Consider the following 17,054-nt stretch of genomic DNA (forward strand, 5'->3'; position numbering starts at 1 on the left):
AACTGGCGCGAGTAGCAATATGTCCTCTGACCTGTGGAGCTTCACCCTCAAGACCTACGCCCGCCCGGGCGTCGAACAAGCCTGCCTGAACCTTCAGGCGGCCGGGGCCAATGTCTGCCTTCTACTCTGCGCGGCCTGGCTCGGCGCACGCGGGGTGGCCTGTACCGCCCAGCGCCTGCAACAACTGCAAACCCTGGGTCAGCCCTGGCACGACGAAGTCGTCAGGCCGCTGCGCCAGCTGCGCACGCAATGGCGCCCGGCCGCGAGCGCGGATCCGGAACTGGCGGTCTTGCGCGAACAGGTCAAGGCATTGGAACTGGAGGCCGAACGGCAACTGCTGCTGCGCCTGGAAGCACTGGCAGGGGAATGGTCGGAGGATGAAACGCAGGATCTGACGAACTGGCTGGAAGGACTGGCGGCCGAAGCCGCCAACCTCAACCGCGACGCGCTGCAGGCGCTGCGCGTCGCGGTGACCGGCGCTTAGGAAGCGCTGGTTGGCGTGGTGCTGGCAGGAGCGGCCGGAGCCGGAGCTGGTGCAGCAGTCGCCGCTGGAGCTGGCGAAGATACCGGTGCCGCAGGCTTGGCAGCCGGAGTCGCCGGGGTGGCTGGCTTGGCGGCCGCTGGAGCGGTGGCCGGTTTGGCAGCTGCAGGCTTGGCTGCGACTGGTTTCTTCGCAGCGGGTTTTGCAGCAGGCTTGGCAGCAGGTTTTGCCGCAGGCTTGGCGGCTGGTTTTGCTGCAGCCGGTTTAGCGGCTGCTGGCTTGGCGGCAGTGGAAGCCGCCGGCTTGGCTGCTGCAGGTTTGGCAGCGGGCTTGGCCGCTGGTTTGGCTGCAGGTTTAGCTGCGGCCTTCACCGGAGCTTTTGCCGCAGCCGGTTTGGCGGCCGGCTTCGCAGCAGGTTTTGCCGCTACGGGTTTAGCCGCTGGCTTGGCCGCAGCAGGCTTGGCCGCCGCGGTTTTAGCCACTGGCTTGGCGGCGGGTTTGGCCGCAGGTTTTGCTGCTGGCTTGGCAGCGGGTTTCGCTGCAGCCGGTTTGGCAGCCGCTGCTTTCGCAACAGGCTTGGCAGCAGCCGGTTTAGCCGCTGGCTTGGCAGCTGCAGGTTTGGCTGCGGCGGTTTTTGCCACTGGCTTGGCAGCAGGTTTGGCGGCCGGTTTGCTGGCAGCTTTTACCGGTGCCTTGGCGGCAGCTTTGGCAGGGGCTTTTGCCGCCGGCTTGGCTGCGGCTTTCTGTGCTGGAGCAGCTGCCGGTTTGGCGGAGCGAGTGCTCAGCACCTTGGCGACGGCTTCTTTCACACGACCTACGCCCTGGGCCAGTTTCAGGCTTTCCTGAGCGTCGCGCTTGAGTTGCAGAATGTAGGCGCGGGTTTCGGATTGACGTGTCTTGAGTGCATCGAGCAGGTCCTCAAGTTCTTTCACTGCGTCCTTGGCTTTGGCTTGTGCCTTGGCCTTGCCGGCCGCCGCGGCGTCCTGCAATTTGGTGCGCGATTTGTGCAGTTTTTCCTGTGCCTTACCGCGTTGCTTTTCCAGTTTGGCGAGCAGTTTTTCAGCATCAGCCAAGGCTTGGGAACAAGCGTTTTCCAAATGTTCGAGCAGGCTGCCCGAAAGCTGTTGGAGCAAATGCAACGGAGTATTTACAGGCTTCTTATTGGCCGACATGGTTTACCTCCTGGCTGACGTGAGTTGCGGCTCATACTAGACCTCTGCTGCTACCGCCGCTAGGGCATGTTGACAGTATCGAATGCCATGCGTTGCAGAGGATTGAAAATGTTCTTCGCGCACAAGAAAGTTACTCACCAGCCGCCACATCCACACTGGCATAATCCACCTCGTCTCAGGCCGGAGAACGCCCATGTCGCGTTACCTTTTTTATCCTTGTGTGTGTTGTTGCCACTGGCTCAGGCCGCCGAAGATTCGCAGAAAAACGATGCCCACGATCTCGCCTACAGCCTGGGTGCCAGCCTCGGTGAACGCCTGCGCCAAGAGGTGCCGGACCTGCAGATCCAGGCATTGGTGGAAGGCTTGAAACAGGCCTACCAAGGCAAGCCTCTGGCACTCAAGGACGAGCGCATCGAACAGATCCTCGCCCAGCATGAAGCACAGGTCGGCGAGCAAACGGACAAGCCGCGAATCGAAGTGGCACTGGAAAACGAACAGCGTTTTCTCTCGGCCGAAAAAGCCAAGCCGGGCGTACGCGAACTGGAGAACGGCATCCTGCTGACCGAGCTGGCACCCGGCAACGGAGTACGGCCGGGAGCCAATGGTTCGGTACAGGTTCGCTACACCGGACGCCTGCCTGACGGTACGGTGTTCGATCAGAATCAGCAGCCGCAGTGGTTTCGCCTGGACAGTGTGATTGCCGGATGGCGCAGCGCGTTGCAGCAGATGCCGACAGGGGCGAAGTGGCGCCTGGTGATTCCTTCGGCCCAGGCTTACGGCGCTGACGGCGCAGGCGACCTGATCGCGCCTTACACGCCCCTGGTGTTTGAAATCGAGCTGCTGGGGGCTACCGGTTAGGGTGGCGCAGAAACGAAAAACGGTGCGCAGTGCGCACCGTTTCGGTAAGGCTTTCGCTGCAAGTCAGGCCTGAACGGCGGCCTCTTCCTTGTGAGCGTTGTGCAGCACTTCGATCAGGCAATCTTCCAGCTCGAAGCGCTCATGCAGAAGACCACCCAGCTCCTTGAACTTCTCCGCCACGCATTTTCCTTCGTCGCACAGATCGTTGAACGCCAGCAGCTTTTCAGTGATGACATCGATCCGAGGATAAATGGTTTCGGCCAGCTCGAGCCCACGCTTGTCGTTGAAAGCCCTGGCCTCACCGGTCAGCTGTTCGTAGATTTCAAAGTGGCCGGCGGAAACGTAATCGACCAGGATTGCGCAGAATTCCTGCAGCGGCTGTCGGTTTTCAGCCAGCGTCTCAGGCTCCGCGCCGAGAGCATCATAGGCCCGAACCAGTTCGTGACGCTCCTGCAACCAGCGATCGATCAGCAGATGCACTCCACCCCAGCGTTCCTGAGCATTCTGACAACTTTCGAGCATGGCGATCTCTCTTCCCTTATGGGTCATGCCGCTCTGAATCCGTCACTGGACTGAACATCAGCATCCGGCCAGGCAGAACAGCATCGAGCAACGTAATTGCGGTGACACGTGCGGGCCAGATTATGCCCGCTCGACAGCCGCTTCAAGGTACGCAGGAGATAAAGTTCATACAAGTGTTTAATCTTTAGCCCCGTCGCGAAACGACGATTCAGGTCGCGGCCGCCCTGCGCCGGCCCCGTGGTAGAAGCCGCGCCAGGCGATAAGCACTCAAAATCATCACAGCGATGAAAAACAGCAGGCTCCACTCCGCGGCACTCATGTCCAGCAGCGTCCAGGTGACCTCCGCGCACTGCGCAGTCCCGGTGAAAACCAGCTGCAAGGCACGCCCCCAGGACAGGTTGCCAAGCATGAACGGCATGTCCGGCAAGCACGCCAGCAACTGATCCGAAGGAATGTTCTGCAGCAGCACATGGCGCCCTGCCGTGACGACACCCGCCAGGCTGCAGAGCAGCTCCAGCGACCAATACAGGGCACTCGCCGGGTATTGTGGACCTTGCAGGGCCGCGACCAGGCTGATCGAAGTCAACAGCAGCGCGAAGAAACGTTGCAACACCCACAGCAGACAAGGCTCGAGCCCAATCCCGTACTCCAGGTGAAACGAAGCCCACAGGGCCAAGGCACCGGTAAAGAACACAAGGGAGAACAGCAAGCGTGAGCCGGCCAGCGACATGGAGTATCCACAACGGAAGAAACAGGCTGCCACGGTAGAGAAAGCGCTCGGCCCTTTCAAGGCGCGCCATGACAAGATCGAGCGCGGCAAACGGGCACAGTGGCCAGATCGGGGAGGTTCGCGGGCCGGGCCGCCCCTCCAGGGACGGCCCGGCCCTGCGGTTTATACCCTGGCGGGCACCGGCAACGGCGACGCCAGCAAGCGCTCGTCCAACAGCCCCAGGCCTTCCTGGAACAGCTGGTTGCTGCGTTCGGTATCGCCCAACTGCGCCAGCAGGCGGGCCAGCTCGGCGCAGGCTTCGGGGTTGCGCTGGATGCGCAGGCTGCTTTCCAGATAGTCCCGCGCCTTGCCCCAGAGGCTGGTTTGCAGGCACAGACGACCCAGGGTCAGCAGCAGGCTCGGGTCGTTCGGATGGTCTTTGAGCCACTGCTCGGCGAATTGCAGCTGCCGCGCCGGGTCACTGCCCCGCAGCAAGCCGTAAAGCCGCGCCAGATGGCTGTCGTACTTGCGCTTGAGAGCGACGCGCAGCACTTCTTCGGCCTCGGCCCCGGCGCCCAATTGCCGCAGTTGTTCGGCGTAGGCCAGCACCAGCTGCGGTTCCTGACGCTGAGCCGCGGTCAGTTGCTGCCAGGCACGATTGAGCGATTGCAGGCCGACCGTACCCTCTTCTTCGCGATGCGCCGCGAGGGTCAGGTTCTCGCCCCAGGCCCGACGCTCCAGCTCGGCCAGTTCGTTGGCGGGCAGGACCTTGTCCTTGCGCAGTTCGGGCAGCAGGCGAATCACTGCCGACCAATCGCCCCGCTGTTGTTGCAGACGCTGCAACTGCCGCAGCACCTGGACACTGTGGGGGTGACGCTCGTGCATGGCTTGCAGGGTACTCAGGGCGCCTTCGGTATCGCCGCGATCGGTCTGCAGTTGGGCATGACTCAAGGCCACCGCCAACTCGGCCTGGGGCTGCCGCTCGAGGGCACGCTCCAGAAGGCTGTCGCACTGCTCGTAATTCCCCAGCTCGTTCGCCGCCCGCGCCGCGCCGAGGTAGTACAGAAGAGGCTGACGCTCGGCTTCCGCGGCACGATGCAAGTGCTTCTGGGCGCTGGCCCAGCGACCTTCGGCAAGATCCATCTGGCCTTGCTCGATGGCGATCTGTACGCGACGGCTGCGGTTGCGCCGCGACCAGGGATTGACCACGCCGCTGGAGGTCATCACCAGTTCGATCAATGTCTTGATACCCCAGATCACCAGCCAGATCACCGCGACCAGCGCCAGAGTCGCCCACAGGCTCGACTCATAACGGAAGCTGTCGTAGGCAATCAGGATGTACCCGGAATGCTCGGCGATCGCCAGCCCCAGCAATCCCGAGGCGGCGATCACCAGAAACAGAATCACATACAGGCGCTTCATGGGCTGGTCTCCTGCGGGGCATTCGCAGCAGGCTTGGCCAGTGGTTTCACCGACTCTTCAGCACTCAGGTTACGCCGCTCCAGGTAGGCCTGAACCGCGCCCAGGGTCTTGGCCAGGTCCGGCGTCTGCACGGTGACCGGCTGTTTGCTCAGTTCGGACACGCGCTCCAGCATGAGCTTGCTCTGCGGGTTGTCCTGATTGAAGTTGCCCTTCAATACATCGCGGGCTTCCACCAGCGCCTGGGTGTACACCGGCGCCTGGCCGTTCAACGCCGCCCACTGCGCCTGCTCCAGGGCCAGGCTCAAGGCCAGGCGCACCTGCGTCAGGCTTTGCCCGGCGAGCAGCGGCCGCACGTTCTTGTCCGCGTTGAAGTCGATACGAATGTAACGCGAGATCTGGTCCCACCATTGCGCCCAGCGGCTGGCGCCATCGCCGTCGGCGGTCAGGCCCAGCAGCGAATCGCCACGGTCGCGATATTCGGGGGCCAGCTCGGTGAGTTCGGCTACCTGGTCGCGCAATGCGCCCAGCTGCAGGAACAGCCCGGTGCGATCCGGCTGTTCGGTGCTGCGCAGGGCCGCGAGGCTCTTGGCCAGCTGTTCGCGCGCGGCGAAAGAGCCGGGATCGTTCTGCTCGCGCAGGATCTCGTCGGCACCCTGCACCAGGGCCTGGGCGCTGCTGATGTCCTGCAAGGCCGAAAGACGCAGGCTGGCCAGACGCAACAGATGCTCCGCCTCGGCCAGACGCCAGTCCTTGCGGCTGGCACCCAGAACGCTCTCCAGCTTCTGATTGAGTCGCTGCTGATCGCCCTGCAGTTGCGCCACCAGACGGCGGCGCTCTTCCAGTTCATCGGCCGCCGGCAACTGCTCCAGGCGCGCAGTCAGGCGCTGCTCGTTGAGCTTCAGGCTCTGCGCCTCGTCACCCAGGGCCTGCAACTGCCCCAGCTGCTGTTGATTGTTGGCCTGCAGGCTGCGCACCTGCCAGACACCCCAACCGCCGGCAGCGACACCGGCCGCCCCCAGCAGCAGGGCGAGGATCGCCAATCCGTTGCCACGGCGCTGCGGAGCAGGGGTTGCGGGCTCAGCCGGCGCATCGATTACCGGCTGGACATCATCTTTAGGCAAGGCTGTTTCGCTCACGTATCCATCCTTTGCGTTTAGAGAACGGGCACGGGTTGCTCCCGTAACGCCGTTAGCAAGGCCGCGGCGCTGGCGCCACGACAATCCACAACTTTCTCGGCCCCGGCGGCACGCGCCATCTCGGCGACCCGAGGGCTCGGTACAAACAACGGCAGCCGCGCCACCTGCGGCCAGGCCTCGCCGGCCAACTGCTGCAAGTACTCGAAACCCTGCCCACTGCTGACCACCAGCCCATTCAAGCGTTCCGCCTGGATGCGTTGCATCAGGACCCCGTTGGCATAGTGCGGCAGGTCGCGGCGGTACAGCTCCAGATAGTCGACACTAGCACCTTGGCCGCGCAAACGCTCAGCCAGCAGCTCGCGGCCGCCCTCCCCGCGCATGATCAGCACCCGTGGGGCGGATCGTGCAATAGCCTCGCGCAACTGGGGAAGTTCAAGCAAGGCTTCACTGTCATCGCCTTGCTCGGGGAAAAAAACATCCAGGCCGTGATCGGCCAGAATCTGCGCCGTGCCGGCGCCCACACTGAACCAGCGCTGGCTCGGTGGCTGCGGCCAGAACTGCTCGAGCAGTTGCACGGCCATTCGCGCGGCGGGCTTGCTGACCACGATCACCGCGCAGTACCGGTGCAGCTCAAGCACTCTGGCGCGCAAGGTATCGTCAAAAGGCAGGGCTTCGATTTCCAGCAATGGCAGGCTGCTGCTGAACACCCCCGCTTCGCCCAGAACCTCAGCCAGCAGCACCGACTCGTCCGTGGGCCGGGTCAGCAGCACACGCCAGTCGCTCACTCTTCGCCAGCCTCGCCATAGACCGCGCGCAGAATATCGTCGGCGCCCTGGGCCAGCAGAGCCTCCGCGACCTGCACGCCAAGCGCCGCCGCCGCGCTACGTGGAGCACGAGCCTCGGCGCTGAGCAACACACCGCCGCTCGGGTCGCCGACCAGGCCGCGCAGCCACAGCTGATCGCCTTCGAGCACCGCATAGCAGGCGATCGGTACCTGGCAGCCGCCATTCAGATGCTTGTTGAGGGCGCGCTCGGCAGTGACCCGATCCGCCGTATCGACATGATGCAGGGGCGCCAGCAGCTTATGGATCTCGCTGTCGGCCGTGCGGCATTCGATGCCCACCGCGCCCTGGCCGCCCGCCGGAAGGCTGTCGTCGACGCTGATCGAAGAGCTGATGCGATCTACGAAGCCAAGACGGATCAAGCCGGCAGCGGCCAGGATGATGGCGTCGTACTCACCGGCGTCGAGCTTGGCCAGGCGCGTGTTGACGTTGCCGCGCAGGAAACGGATCTGCAGGTCCGGACGACGAGCCAGCAGCTGCGCCTGGCGACGCAGACTGGAGGTGCCCACCACGCTGCCCGCGGGCAGGTCGTCGAGACTGGAATAGGTATTGGAGACAAAGGCATCGCGCGGGTCTTCGCGCTCGCAGATGCAGAACAGGCCCAGGCCTTCAGGGAAGTCCATGGGTACGTCTTTCATCGAATGCACAGCGATATCCGCTTCGTTTTCCAGCAGCGCGGTTTCCAGCTCCTTGACGAACAGCCCCTTGCCGCCGATTTTCGACAACGGCGAGTCGAGCAGCTTGTCGCCGCGACTGACCATGGGCACCAGCGTCACGATCAACCCCGGGTGAGCGCCTTCCAGACGAGCTTTGACGTGTTCGGCTTGCCACAAGGCCAAGGCACTTTTGCGGGTAGCGATGCGGATTTCGCGAGAGGACATGGATCAATCCGTACTGATAGAAAATACGGCAGATGATAACAGCTCAGCCAAATCAGCTTTGACTTGTATCAGGAACTACAGCCCCTCCCTGGCTGCAGGAACGTTGCGGGCGGGGTGCATGACCCGCCCGGCCACCCGGATCTAGAGCTGCTGCATCATCTTGCGCACGCCGGCCACATGCCGTCGGCTGACGATCAGCGCATCACCATTGAGACCCTTGAGGAACAGCTGGAAATGCCCCAGCGGCGTACGCTGCAGGCGTTCGATGCGTTCACGGGCCACCAGGGCGTTGCGATGGATGCGAACGAAACGCTCGCCAAACTCGTCCTCCAGCGCCTTCAGGGGTTCGTCCAGCAGGACTTCGCCGCTCTCATGGCGCAAGGTCACGTATTTGTGGTCGGCAATGAAATAGACGACCTGATCCAGCGGGATCAGCTCGATACCTTTACGGGTCCGCGCACTGATATGGCTGCGGGGGCCGCTGCCGCTTTCGGCGGCGGGCCGGGTCAGGGCCGCCAGCTGGACCCTGTTGGGGCGGTCGGCCTTTTTCAGCGCCTCGAGCAGATGCTCGGAACGCACCGGTTTGAGCAAGTGACCTACCTCGCTGACATCAAAAGCCTCGAGGGCGAATTCATCAGGGGCGGCACAGAACACCACGGCTGGCGGCGCCTCGCGCTCGCACAAACGGGCGGCAACCTGCAGGCCATCGAGACCCGGCATGCGGATGTCGAGAAGCACGACATCCGGTTTCAGGCTGTCGATCAGGGCCAATGCCTCTTCGCCATTGGTGGCGCTGGGCTCCAGGACACTGTATCCCTCAAGCTCACTGACCATGCGGCTCAGTCGCTCGCGGGCTAGGGGTTCGTCATCAACGATCAGGACATTCATATTGCGCTGGATTCCTGCGTGAGTCTCGCACAAGGATAGCGTAGACAGGTGAAGTGACGTCCGTCACGGCGATCCACGCTAAGACTAGTGCGAGGGCCAAAAAGTGCCCCACGACGGGCACCATTATTTACCCGGGCCCGCCAGATACCGTTCAAGGCCCGCCACTGCACGACATGGTCATGGGGACTGCTGATACAGGACACAAACACCCCCTCTCTTATAGTCCGCTTCCACACCGACCGCCTCCCTCGTGAATCGCGAGGTGGTGCCGGGACCGGAGCGCATGCGACAACGGTTGCGTGATCAGCGACCAGGCTCGATGAAACATCCGAGATTGCGCTGTTCCTTCAGTCCAACTGTAGACGGTTGCCAAGACGATATTGCTCTATCGATAAATATCGTTACATCACCCCTCGCACCCCGCCTTCGCTCGCCTAGTCTCTGCGCGCCCGAGGTCGGCGACAAGCGCCCGCGGCCCCCATGGCAGAAATAAAAACCTGCCGACCGGTGCCAGCTACAGGATTGGCAACCCTGTTATTATCCGCGGCAACTTTTCACCTCATTTCCCTTCCAGCCGATCACGAGCGAATTCATGAGCACTGACAAGACCAATCAGTCCTGGGGCGGCCGCTTCAGTGAGCCCGTCGACGCCTTCGTCGCCCGCTTCACCGCCTCCGTCACTTTCGACCAGCGCCTCTATCGTCACGACATCATGGGCTCGATCGCCCACGCCACCATGCTGGCCAAAGTCGGCGTACTGACCGATGCCGAACGCGACAGCATCATCGACGGCCTGAAAACCATCCAGGGCGAAATCGAGGCGGGCACCTTTGACTGGCGCGTCGACCTGGAAGACGTGCACATGAACATCGAAGCACGCCTGACCGACCGCATCGGCGTCACCGGCAAAAAGCTGCACACCGGCCGTAGCCGCAACGACCAGGTGGCCACCGATATCCGCCTGTGGCTGCGCGACGAAATCGATCTGATCCTGGCGGAAATCACCCGCCTGCAAAAAGGCCTGCTGGAACAAGCCGAGCGCGAAGCCGACACCATCATGCCGGGCTTCACTCACCTGCAGACCGCGCAGCCTGTGACCTTCGGTCATCACATGCTGGCCTGGTTCGAGATGCTCAGCCGCGACTACGAACGCCTGGTCGATTGCCGCAAGCGCACCAACCGCATGCCCCTGGGCAGCGCCGCGCTGGCCGGCACCACCTACCCGATCGACCGCGAGCTGACCTGCCAGTTGCTGGGCTTCGACGCCGTCGGTGGCAACTCGTTGGACAATGTGTCTGATCGCGATTTCGCCATTGAGTTCTGCGCCGCCGCCAGCCTGGCCATGATGCACCTGTCGCGCTTCTCCGAAGAGCTGGTGCTGTGGACCAGCGCGCAGTTCCAGTTCATCGATCTGCCTGACCGTTTCTGCACCGGCAGCTCGATCATGCCGCAAAAGAAAAACCCGGACGTTCCGGAGCTGGTTCGTGGCAAGAGCGGCCGCGTGTTCGGCGCCCTGATGGGCCTGCTGACCCTGATGAAGGGCCAGCCCCTGGCCTACAACAAGGACAACCAAGAAGACAAGGAACCGCTGTTCGACGCCGCCGACACCCTGCGCGACTCGCTGCGAGTCTTCGCCGACATGATCCCGGCGATCAAGCCCAAGCACGCGATGATGCGCGAAGCGGCGCTGCGCGGTTTCTCCACCGCCACCGACCTGGCGGACTATCTGGTACGCCGTGGCCTGCCATTCCGCGATTGCCACGAAATCGTTGGCCACGCAGTGAAGTACGGCGTGGAAACCGGTAAGGACCTGGCGGAAATGAGCCTGGAAGAACTGCGCAAGTTCAGCGACCAGATCGATCAGGACGTGTTTGCCGTGCTGACCCTGGAAGGTTCGGTCAATGCCCGTGACCACATCGGCGGCACGGCCCCGGCTCAAGTCAAGGCAGCGGTGGTTCGCGGCCAGGCGTTGCTAAGCAGCCGCTAAAAGCCAGCGCGGGCAAGCCAGGCTCCCACAAGAGCATGGCTTGCCCGCGATCAGCGACCTGAACCCTTTCTACTTCTTGCTGGCGATCATCGCCAGGAACTGCGGCATCGCCGCGTCCTTGTCCGCCGCGACCCGCTGCACATTGGGCATCTGCTCCAGCCGCGCCACCAAAGCCTTGGCTGCCGGCATCTCGGCCAGCAAATCCACACCGAACAGCTTCTGCCCTACCGCACAGGCCAGGCTGACGCTGTACAGGAAATACAGATCCGCCACGCTCAGGCTGCTACCCGCCACATAAGGGGCGAACTTGCCGTGCCTGGCCAGCGAGGCGAAGCCCAGCACCAGCTCGTTGCGGGATTTTTCCTTGATGGTCTCAGGGACTGCAGTGCCGAAGAACGCCTCGCCGTAACAGGCTCGCGCCGGCAGCTCGATGTAAAGCTCGATCTCCTTGGCCAGCGCCAGCGCCTGGGCACGCTCGAACGGATCGCTTGGCAGCAGCGCCGGGCCGGGCTGGCTTTCGAGGTATTCGAGGATCACGCTGGTTTCATTGATAAAACCCTGCTCCACCCCCAGCACCGGTACCTTGCCACGTGGGCTGATGGCCAACGCCTCAGGGCTTTGCCCGGCGTAGAACGGCACTTCTTCGAAAGGCAGAGCTTTTTCCAGCAACGCCAGTTTCACCATGTTGTAGTAATTGCTGACGGCGAATCCATAAAGCTTGAGCATCACGTAGCCTCCAGGCCGGGTACGGGGTTGGCAGCCACTCTTATAGATCCTCGACAGCCGACTGGCCAGCAGCATCAGGCTCCTGAATACGGGTAAACTGACGACCTTTCCTTGAGGAGCCTGCCATGAGCGAGCCAATCCCCGACGCCAACCAAGACGACAACGACGAAGAAGCGTTCGCCGAAAACACCCTGATCGAAGCGATCGAAAACCAGATCGAAAGCGACAACCCACCCGCGGCCAAGGCCACCTTCAACAAGCTGACCCTGGTTGGCTATGAGCGTGACGAAATCCTCAACCTCATGGCTCACGTCCTGGCGGTGGAAATCGACGCGATCCTCGAAGAAGACCGCGCGTTCGACACCCAATGGTACGAAGCGGCGCTGCGCGCCCTGCCCGAGCTGCCGCCCGAGAAGAAATAAGCCCGCCACGCCTCGCGCCCGCACCTGGCCGGCGCGATTGCGGGCCTTGGCTACACTGGTACGCGCCCTGCGGCCAAATACCGCCGCCCAGAGGCGTAAAAGTCCGCAGCGGACACTGGACAGGCTGCACAACTGCGGTCACCTTAAGGACGCTGTCGTCTAATTCCTAGAAAGTCTGGAGTCCTTATGTCGTATACCCCTGAGTTGGTTGCCGAACTGGAAATCCTTGTACTCTTCAACCTGGACAGTTCCCAGGAAGGCCTGAAAATCCATCAGACCGCTGCCCCCCAAGCTATCGCCGCCGCACGACGCCTGTTCGAAAAAGAGCTCATTACCCAGCCCGATGGTGGTTACCTGACCAGCCTGGGCCGCGATGCCGCCGAGCATGCCCAAGGCCTGCTGACCATTCTGACGGTCAAAGAAGCCGCCTGAACGCTCTCCCCTACGGCCCTCGGAATCCCCGCCTGTCGGATTCCGCGGGCAAGCTCCAGCCATCCGCTGGGAATCTGACGCCAAAAATAAAATTCAGCTTAAAGCTCGCCCTCGACTGGCTGTAAACTCCTCCTCACATAAGACCTCCCACGTTCAAGCTTCGCGAGCCTGTTTGAATGACCCGCACCCATGAAATCCGCCCAGATCTGGACGAGGGAATCGATCGCAAGGTTCTCAGCCAGTTGCGCGCGCGCTTTCTGAAGCTCAATGAAGGGCGCCTGGGCCGGGCCATGGAAGGGTTGTCGCCACGCCAGCAACTGGTGCTCAACCTGTTGCCGCTGTTCTTTCACGTCAACCACCCGTTATTACCGGGCTATGTGTCGGGCGGCACACCCGCCGGGCTGTCGAACTACGAGCCCGACACGCCGACGCTCAACGAAGCCCAGCGCCTGACCCGTTCGTTTTCCTACAAGGCCCGGCCCAGCAATGCGCCGCGACCTATCCACGGCCTGTTCCTGATGGGCAGCCTGGGTACCCTGGCCCAGGCCGACCAGAGCGATATGGACGTGTGGGTCTGCCATGCGCCCAACCTCGGCGAGAACGAACTCGCCGAACTGCGCAAGAAATGCCTGCTGCTGGAAGCCTGGGCCGCCAGCCAGGGCGCCGAGGCGCACTTCTTCCTGATCGACCCCAGCCGCTTTATCCGTGGCGATCGTGACACCCAGCTGAGTTCCGACGATTGCGGCACCACCCAGCACTACCTGCTGCTGGACGAGTTCTATCGCACCGCCATCTGGCTCGCCGGACGTACGCCGCTGTGGTGGCTGGTGCCGGTATACGAAGAAGCCCGCTACCACGAGTACACCCATACGCTGCTGTCCAAGCGCTTCATTCCCGCCGATGAAAACCTCGATCTTGGCCATCTGGCCCATATTCCACCGGGGGAATTTATCGGCGCCGGGCTCTGGCAGCTGTTCAAGGGCATCGAGTCGCCGTACAAGTCCGTGCTCAAGCTGCTGCTGACCGAGGTCTACGCCAGCGAACACCCGCGGGTGGAATGCCTGAGCCTGCGCTTCAAGCAGGCAGTGTTCGCCAACCGCCTGGACCTCGACGAGCTGGACCCGTACATCGTGGTCTACCGGCGCATCGAGGAATACCTCAAGGCCCGCGGCGAGCCGGAGCGCCTGGAGCTGGTGCGTCGCAGCCTGTACCTGAAGGTCAACCGCAAGCTCACTGGCAACAACGGCGCGCGCAACCCGAGCTGGCAGCGCTCGCTGCTCGAACGGCTGGCCCACGAATGGGGCTGGGATCAGCGCCAGTTGGCGATGCTCGACAGTCGCAGCCAGTGGAAAGTCCGCCAGGTCAGCGCCGAACGCCGGGCCCTGGTCAACGAGCTGAACTACAGCTACCGCTTCCTGACCCAGTTCGCCCGCACCGAGCAGACCCTCGGCCTGATCAACAAGCGCGACCTGAATGTCCTCGGCCGCCGCCTGTACGCGGCCTTTGAACGCAAGGCCGGCAAGATCGAGTTCATCAACCCCGGCATCGCCCCGGACCTGGCCGAAGACACCCTGACCCTGGTGCAGGCGCCCAATAAGAAAGAACCGGGGCAAACCCACTGGGGCCTGTACAACGGCAGCCTGAACGCCCTGGAGTGGGAACATTTCGCGCCGATCAAGCGCAGCCGCGAACTGCTGGAGCTGCTGACCTGGTGCCATCGTAACGGGGTGATCGACAGCAGCACGCGCCTGGCGCTGCATCCGGGCAGCAGCGACCTGAGCGAGTTCGAGCTGTTCAATCTGCTGGGCAGCCTGCAACAGACCATTGCCCTGCCCCTGGGCACCGTCAGCGAAGAACGCCTGCTGCGCACCAGCGTGCCCAGCGAAGTGCTGATCCTGGTGAACGTCGGCCGCGACCCGCTCAAGCACCACCGCGACCTGAACATCCTGATGACCACCGAGCGCACCGATTCCTTGAGCTACGCCGGAGTGCGGGAAAACCTGGTGCTGACCCTCGACCAAGTGACGCTCAACAGCTGGAACGAGGTCTTGGTCGGCCGTTACGACGGCGCCCATGCCCTGCTCGACTGCCTGCGCGACTATCTCAACAACCTGCCGCGCGGCCCTGAGCAGCCGAAGCTGCGCGTGCGCTGCTTTTGCCACAACCGCGCCCAGTTCATCGCCCAGCGGGTCGAAGAGCTGTTCGACACGGCGCAGAACCTGTTGCTCAGCCAGCTCAATCACCGCTACCTGATCCAGGTGCAGCAGCATTACCACGTGCTGGAGCTGGTGCCGGGCCAGGTCAATCATGTGGCGCTGGCAAGCCTGCCGGCGCTGATCGACTACCTGGGCGAAGAACAGTCGAGCTACAGCCCGCTGCACCTGGACCCGATGGCCCTGGAAGAACACGACCTGGCGCTGATCCTGCCGATGGGCCAGCCTGACTGCATCCAGGTGTTCTACCGCGTCGTCGAGGCTCAGGCCGAGCTGTACGTGCTGGATGAATTCGATGCGCTCTGGCAGCAGCGCCTGCCCTACCACGACGAACAGAGCCTGCTGGTTCCGTTGCAACGCTTCCTGCAGTCGATCCTCTATCGGCGCGATGCCCAACTGCCGATGGAGACCTCCCAGGCCCTCGTGCCGCTGGACATTTTGTATTACCAGATATTGCCTTCAGGCAGCACAAGGGCTCGCCGGGTCGAGCCGCGCCCGGCGCCACAAACGCCGGCGAACAAAGCCTTTTATGACGTGCAGGGCATCATCGGCAAAGCCGCACCGGGGCAGGTGCAGGTCACCCTGTATTGCAATCAACGGGAGTTTTCCGAGCTGGAGCATGGCGATCAGTTGTTCGCCGCGGTCGCTCAGGAGATTGTCGGCCAGCGTCGCGAAGCCGAACGCTATCGCTGCTACATCACCGACCTGGACCTGTCCGGCCTGCTCGGCGACCACCATGGTTCAAGCAACCTTTACCTGCGCTACAAAGCCGACCTGGAGCGCGCCTTGAACGACGCGCTCGAACAGGTCTAGCCGGTCAGAGACGCCAGTCAGAGGTGAAAGTCGCCAGCCGCTTCAGGTTGGTATTCCACTTCCAGCAGGGTCAGCTTCAGGGTCTTGCCGCCGGGTGCCGGCCAGTCGATGTACTGCCCGACCTGCAAGCCGAGCAAGGCGCTGCCCACCGGCGCCAGGATGGAGATCCGGCCTTCGTCGGCGTTGGCGTCCTGTGGATACACCAGAGTCAGGTGGTAGTCCTTGCCGCTGCCCTCTTCGCGGCAATGCACGCGCGAATTCATGGTCACGACACCAGGCGGGACTTCATCGTGGCCCACCAGGGTTTCGGCGCGATCCAGCTCGGTCTGCAACGCAATGACGCCAGGCAGCGTGTCGTCCAGGCTGTCGATCAGGCGCTCCAGACGCTGCACGTCGAGGCGGGTGAGAATGATGGAAGGTGCGGTGCTCATGATCCAGGCAGACTCCTTTTTTCGGCACAAAAAAGCAAAACCCCGTCCAGATAAGACGGGGTTTTCACCGGCCTCGATGTGGCGAGGCGTAACCGGACACTACCACAGCAGCACAAATAAACAAGCTGCCGGATTTTGGGGCCCAGGCTAGCCGGTGCTCGGCGGCGCCGCCTGCCTGCGCTCCAGCGCCTGGCGACAGATGACTCGCCGTCGCTCATCGTCCGCCGAACGCCATTCGCGAATGTCTTCGACATGCCGGAAACAGCCCTTGCAGACTTTTTCCTCGTCCAGCCGGCACAGGCTGATACAGGGCGAGGCCACGGCCGGGCTGACATTGCTGTACAGCGGCTTGGGCGGGCGCACCGGGGCGGTTGGCGTCACAGTCTCAGAGCCCTTCGAACTCGAGCTTGATGTCGGCCTGCTCAAGAACGATGCGCTCGAGCATTTCGCCCAGCTGCTCTTCGCTCTTGTCGCACATCCAGCGCTCGCTTTCTTCGTCGTAGTCGAAGTGGAAACCGCCGGAGCGCGCGGCCAGCCACAGCTGACGCAGCGGCTCCTGGCGGCTGAAGATCACCTGGCTGCCGTTTTCGAACTTGACGGTGAGCACACCGGCGGAGCTCTCCAGATCGATATCCAGGTCACTCTCATCGAAAATGTCCTCCAGCGTCTGCTGGGTGGCATCGACCAGGTCGTGGAAACGGGCTTCAGTCAAACTCATTGCGGGAACCTCGAAAAGTGTCTACTCACGCTCAAGCGCCGCAAGATACGGGCGCATCCGGGCGAATGCAAAGGATACCGATCAAGGGCACGGGCAGCAGAGAAAATATCCCCGCAGCCGCCGCGCTCGGCTCCTGCGCCCGGGGCAAAGGCCCGCCGGACGGGTATTCCAGCGCATAGGCAAGCCGCTGGGTGGCCGGTATACTCGGGCGCAATTAACGCATTCTCAAGGATTTCGCCATGAAGCGCCTGATCTCTTCCCTTGCTGCGCTCGTCGCGGTTGCCTGCCTTGTCACTGCCTGCGGTCAAAAAGGCCCGCTGTATCTTCCCGATGACAGCAAATCCCCTGAAGACCAAGGTCACTCGCAGTCGCACAAGCACGACACCAACTAAGGGAACCCC

18 protein-coding genes and 2 pseudogenes are annotated in these 17,054 nt (G+C 62.8%); 7 read left to right on the forward strand and 13 right to left on the reverse strand.

What is annotated here, in order from left to right; all coding sequences use genetic code 11:
• The first annotated feature begins 19 nt into the window (after positions 1-19).
• On the forward strand, positions 20-484 hold the full coding sequence (locus C4K38_RS30820) for a TIGR02444 family protein (RefSeq protein WP_053281377.1): 465 nt from the start codon (positions 20-22) through the stop codon (positions 482-484).
• On the opposite strand, the gene C4K38_RS30825 is transcribed toward C4K38_RS30820, so the two are convergent.
• On the reverse strand, positions 481-1,653 hold the full coding sequence (locus C4K38_RS30825; RefSeq protein WP_081001605.1) for an AlgP family protein: 1,173 nt from the start codon (positions 1,651-1,653) through the stop codon (positions 481-483). The two genes, C4K38_RS30820 and C4K38_RS30825, sit on opposite strands and share 4 nt — an antisense overlap.
• A 193-nt stretch (positions 1,654-1,846) precedes the next feature.
• On the opposite strand from C4K38_RS30825, the pseudogene C4K38_RS30830 reads away from it, so the two are divergent.
• A pseudogene (locus C4K38_RS30830) lies at positions 1,847-2,511 on the forward strand (FKBP-type peptidyl-prolyl cis-trans isomerase).
• A gap of 63 nt (positions 2,512-2,574) precedes the next feature.
• Here C4K38_RS30830 and C4K38_RS30835 read toward each other — a convergent pair.
• The 8 genes and pseudogenes from C4K38_RS30835 to C4K38_RS33060 form a co-directional block, all read right to left on the reverse strand.
• A complete protein-coding gene (locus C4K38_RS30835; RefSeq protein WP_025807062.1) occupies positions 2,575-3,033 on the reverse strand; it encodes an Rsd/AlgQ family anti-sigma factor in 459 nt (152 codons plus the stop codon).
• A 208-nt stretch (positions 3,034-3,241) separates the two neighbouring features.
• Positions 3,242-3,763, reverse strand: a complete 522-nt coding sequence (locus C4K38_RS30840) for a disulfide bond formation protein B (RefSeq protein ID WP_053281381.1) — start codon at positions 3,761-3,763, stop codon at positions 3,242-3,244.
• Between the two features lie 162 nt (positions 3,764-3,925).
• Entirely contained in the window at positions 3,926-5,164 is a 1,239-nt protein-coding gene (locus C4K38_RS30845) for a heme biosynthesis protein HemY (protein ID WP_053281382.1), read from the reverse strand.
• A complete protein-coding gene (locus C4K38_RS30850; protein ID WP_053281383.1) occupies positions 5,161-6,300 on the reverse strand; it encodes a uroporphyrinogen-III C-methyltransferase in 1,140 nt (379 codons plus the stop codon). Before C4K38_RS30850 ends, C4K38_RS30845 begins: the two co-directional genes overlap by 4 nt.
• Before the next feature lie 17 nt (positions 6,301-6,317).
• Positions 6,318-7,085 (reverse strand): uroporphyrinogen-III synthase, encoded by a 768-nt coding sequence (locus C4K38_RS30855; protein WP_053281384.1) that lies wholly within the window; start codon positions 7,083-7,085, stop codon positions 6,318-6,320.
• Positions 7,082-8,023 carry a hydroxymethylbilane synthase gene (gene hemC, locus C4K38_RS30860; RefSeq protein WP_053281385.1) on the reverse strand — a complete coding sequence of 314 codons (942 nt, stop codon included), beginning with the start codon at positions 8,021-8,023 and terminating at the stop codon, positions 7,082-7,084. The genes C4K38_RS30855 and hemC overlap by 4 nt, the downstream gene beginning before the upstream one ends.
• 141 nt (positions 8,024-8,164) lie before the next feature.
• Positions 8,165-8,911 carry a LytR/AlgR family response regulator transcription factor gene (locus tag C4K38_RS30865; RefSeq protein WP_053281386.1) on the reverse strand — a complete coding sequence of 249 codons (747 nt, stop codon included), beginning with the start codon at positions 8,909-8,911 and terminating at the stop codon, positions 8,165-8,167.
• Positions 8,908-9,042 (reverse strand): annotated as a pseudogene (locus C4K38_RS33060) (sensor histidine kinase); the annotation flags it as partial. The gene C4K38_RS30865 and the pseudogene C4K38_RS33060, both read right to left, overlap by 4 nt.
• Positions 9,043-9,503: 461 nt before the next feature.
• Here C4K38_RS33060 and argH point away from each other — a divergent pair.
• Entirely contained in the window at positions 9,504-10,898 is a 1,395-nt protein-coding gene (gene argH / locus C4K38_RS30870; protein WP_053281387.1) for an argininosuccinate lyase, read from the forward strand.
• A 69-nt stretch (positions 10,899-10,967) separates the two neighbouring features.
• On the opposite strand, the gene C4K38_RS30875 is transcribed toward argH, so the two are convergent.
• Positions 10,968-11,624: a glutathione S-transferase family protein gene (locus C4K38_RS30875; RefSeq protein WP_053281388.1), complete on the reverse strand. Its 657-nt coding sequence runs from the start codon at positions 11,622-11,624 to the stop codon at positions 10,968-10,970.
• A 125-nt stretch (positions 11,625-11,749) separates the two neighbouring features.
• Between C4K38_RS30875 and C4K38_RS30880 the strand changes: the two genes are divergently transcribed.
• The 3 genes from C4K38_RS30880 to C4K38_RS30890 all read left to right on the forward strand — a co-directional run bounded on the left by C4K38_RS30880 (position 11,750) and on the right by C4K38_RS30890 (position 15,504).
• The gene (locus tag C4K38_RS30880) at positions 11,750-12,046 is read left to right on the forward strand and encodes a hypothetical protein (protein ID WP_025807054.1); all 297 of its coding nucleotides are present in this window, start codon (positions 11,750-11,752) and stop codon (positions 12,044-12,046) included.
• Between the two features lie 186 nt (positions 12,047-12,232).
• Positions 12,233-12,478 carry a TIGR02647 family protein gene (locus C4K38_RS30885; RefSeq protein WP_023967863.1) on the forward strand — a complete coding sequence of 82 codons (246 nt, stop codon included), beginning with the start codon at positions 12,233-12,235 and terminating at the stop codon, positions 12,476-12,478.
• A gap of 176 nt (positions 12,479-12,654) precedes the next feature.
• A complete protein-coding gene (locus C4K38_RS30890; RefSeq protein WP_053281389.1) occupies positions 12,655-15,504 on the forward strand; it encodes a class I adenylate cyclase in 2,850 nt (949 codons plus the stop codon).
• A gap of 17 nt (positions 15,505-15,521) precedes the next feature.
• Here the strand turns inward: C4K38_RS30890 and rnk are convergent, their stop codons facing one another.
• From rnk to cyaY, 3 genes are all read right to left on the reverse strand, one after another.
• Positions 15,522-15,935 carry a nucleoside diphosphate kinase regulator gene (gene rnk, locus C4K38_RS30895; protein ID WP_007926672.1) on the reverse strand — a complete coding sequence of 138 codons (414 nt, stop codon included), beginning with the start codon at positions 15,933-15,935 and terminating at the stop codon, positions 15,522-15,524.
• A gap of 147 nt (positions 15,936-16,082) precedes the next feature.
• On the reverse strand, positions 16,083-16,316 hold the full coding sequence (locus C4K38_RS30900; RefSeq protein ID WP_053281390.1) for a DUF1289 domain-containing protein: 234 nt from the start codon (positions 16,314-16,316) through the stop codon (positions 16,083-16,085).
• A 4-nt stretch (positions 16,317-16,320) separates the two neighbouring features.
• The gene (gene cyaY / locus C4K38_RS30905; RefSeq protein WP_025807051.1) at positions 16,321-16,653 is read right to left on the reverse strand and encodes an iron donor protein CyaY; all 333 of its coding nucleotides are present in this window, start codon (positions 16,651-16,653) and stop codon (positions 16,321-16,323) included.
• Between the two features lie 239 nt (positions 16,654-16,892).
• Here cyaY and lptM point away from each other — a divergent pair, with 239 nt between their 5' ends.
• The gene (lptM, locus tag C4K38_RS30910) at positions 16,893-17,045 is read left to right on the forward strand and encodes an LPS translocon maturation chaperone LptM (protein ID WP_007926668.1); all 153 of its coding nucleotides are present in this window, start codon (positions 16,893-16,895) and stop codon (positions 17,043-17,045) included.
• Positions 17,046-17,054 lie beyond the last annotated feature (9 nt).

Origin of the sequence: Pseudomonas chlororaphis subsp. piscium (genome assembly GCF_003850345.1) — a bacterium.
Classification (GTDB): Bacteria; Pseudomonadota; Gammaproteobacteria; order Pseudomonadales; family Pseudomonadaceae; genus Aquipseudomonas; species Aquipseudomonas piscium.

Bases quoted from the DNA above. Each gene is read 5' to 3' on its own strand.
- C4K38_RS30875 (WP_053281388.1), bottom strand. From the start codon at position 11,624: ATGCTCAAGCTTTATGGATTCGCCGTCAGCAATTACTACAACATGGTG.
- C4K38_RS30820 (WP_053281377.1), top strand. From the start codon at position 20: ATGTCCTCTGACCTGTGGAGCTTCACCCTCAAGACCTACGCCCGCCCG.
- C4K38_RS30845 (WP_053281382.1), bottom strand. From the start codon at position 5,164: ATGAAGCGCCTGTATGTGATTCTGTTTCTGGTGATCGCCGCCTCGGGA.
- argH (WP_053281387.1), top strand. From the start codon at position 9,504: ATGAGCACTGACAAGACCAATCAGTCCTGGGGCGGCCGCTTCAGTGAG.
- C4K38_RS30885 (WP_023967863.1), top strand. From the start codon at position 12,233: ATGTCGTATACCCCTGAGTTGGTTGCCGAACTGGAAATCCTTGTACTC.
- C4K38_RS30890 (WP_053281389.1), top strand. From the start codon at position 12,655: ATGACCCGCACCCATGAAATCCGCCCAGATCTGGACGAGGGAATCGAT.
- lptM (WP_007926668.1), top strand. From the start codon at position 16,893: ATGAAGCGCCTGATCTCTTCCCTTGCTGCGCTCGTCGCGGTTGCCTGC.
- C4K38_RS30880 (WP_025807054.1), top strand. From the start codon at position 11,750: ATGAGCGAGCCAATCCCCGACGCCAACCAAGACGACAACGACGAAGAA.
- hemC (WP_053281385.1), bottom strand. From the start codon at position 8,023: ATGTCCTCTCGCGAAATCCGCATCGCTACCCGCAAAAGTGCCTTGGCC.
- cyaY (WP_025807051.1), bottom strand. From the start codon at position 16,653: ATGAGTTTGACTGAAGCCCGTTTCCACGACCTGGTCGATGCCACCCAG.
- C4K38_RS30865 (WP_053281386.1), bottom strand. From the start codon at position 8,911: ATGAATGTCCTGATCGTTGATGACGAACCCCTAGCCCGCGAGCGACTG.
- rnk (WP_007926672.1), bottom strand. From the start codon at position 15,935: ATGAGCACCGCACCTTCCATCATTCTCACCCGCCTCGACGTGCAGCGT.
- C4K38_RS30840 (WP_053281381.1), bottom strand. From the start codon at position 3,763: ATGTCGCTGGCCGGCTCACGCTTGCTGTTCTCCCTTGTGTTCTTTACC.
- C4K38_RS30835 (WP_025807062.1), bottom strand. From the start codon at position 3,033: ATGCTCGAAAGTTGTCAGAATGCTCAGGAACGCTGGGGTGGAGTGCAT.
- C4K38_RS30825 (WP_081001605.1), bottom strand. From the start codon at position 1,653: ATGTCGGCCAATAAGAAGCCTGTAAATACTCCGTTGCATTTGCTCCAA.